General features: G+C 59.7%; 2 protein-coding genes. Both read left to right on the forward strand.

Translation table 11 applies throughout. From position 1 onward, the window contains the following. On the forward strand, positions 1–277 hold a 277-nt coding region (locus HX884_RS26560), incomplete at its 5' end, for a multidrug efflux SMR transporter (protein ID WP_017900405.1). Continuing rightward, on the forward strand, positions 271–1,110 hold the full coding sequence (gene sul1, locus HX884_RS26565; protein WP_000259031.1) for a sulfonamide-resistant dihydropteroate synthase Sul1: 840 nt from the start codon (positions 271–273) through the stop codon (positions 1,108–1,110). The genes HX884_RS26560 and sul1, both read left to right, overlap by 7 nt. The last annotated feature ends 24 nt before the right edge of the window (positions 1,111–1,134 follow it).

Raw genomic sequence — 1,134 nt, forward strand, 5'->3', positions numbered from 1 at the left:
CGAGGGCTTTACTAAGCTTGCCCCTTCCGCCGTTGTCATAATCGGTTATGGCATCGCATTTTATTTTCTTTCTCTGGTTCTGAAATCCATCCCTGTCGGTGTTGCTTATGCAGTCTGGTCGGGACTCGGCGTCGTCATAATTACAGCCATTGCCTGGTTGCTTCATGGGCAAAAGCTTGATGCGTGGGGCTTTGTAGGTATGGGGCTCATAATTGCTGCCTTTTTGCTCGCCCGATCCCCATCGTGGAAGTCGCTGCGGAGGCCGACGCCATGGTGACGGTGTTCGGCATTCTGAATCTCACCGAGGACTCCTTCTTCGATGAGAGCCGGCGGCTAGACCCCGCCGGCGCTGTCACCGCGGCGATCGAAATGCTGCGAGTCGGATCAGACGTCGTGGATGTCGGACCGGCCGCCAGCCATCCGGACGCGAGGCCTGTATCGCCGGCCGATGAGATCAGACGTATTGCGCCGCTCTTAGACGCCCTGTCCGATCAGATGCACCGTGTTTCAATCGACAGCTTCCAACCGGAAACCCAGCGCTATGCGCTCAAGCGCGGCGTGGGCTACCTGAACGATATCCAAGGATTTCCTGACCCTGCGCTCTATCCCGATATTGCTGAGGCGGACTGCAGGCTGGTGGTTATGCACTCAGCGCAGCGGGATGGCATCGCCACCCGCACCGGTCACCTTCGACCCGAAGACGCGCTCGACGAGATTGTGCGGTTCTTCGAGGCGCGGGTTTCCGCCTTGCGACGGAGCGGGGTCGCTGCCGACCGGCTCATCCTCGATCCGGGGATGGGATTTTTCTTGAGCCCCGCACCGGAAACATCGCTGCACGTGCTGTCGAACCTTCAAAAGCTGAAGTCGGCGTTGGGGCTTCCGCTATTGGTCTCGGTGTCGCGGAAATCCTTCTTGGGCGCCACCGTTGGCCTTCCTGTAAAGGATCTGGGTCCAGCGAGCCTTGCGGCGGAACTTCACGCGATCGGCAATGGCGCTGACTACGTCCGCACCCACGCGCCTGGAGATCTGCGAAGCGCAATCACCTTCTCGGAAACCCTCGCGAAATTTCGCAGTCGCGACGCCAGAGACCGAGGGTTAGATCATGCCTAGCATTCACCTTCCGGCCGCCCGCTA

It is taken from the genome of Enterobacter sp. SECR19-1250, from assembly GCF_013391025.1.
Taxonomy (GTDB): Bacteria; Pseudomonadota; Gammaproteobacteria; order Enterobacterales; family Enterobacteriaceae; genus Enterobacter; species Enterobacter cloacae.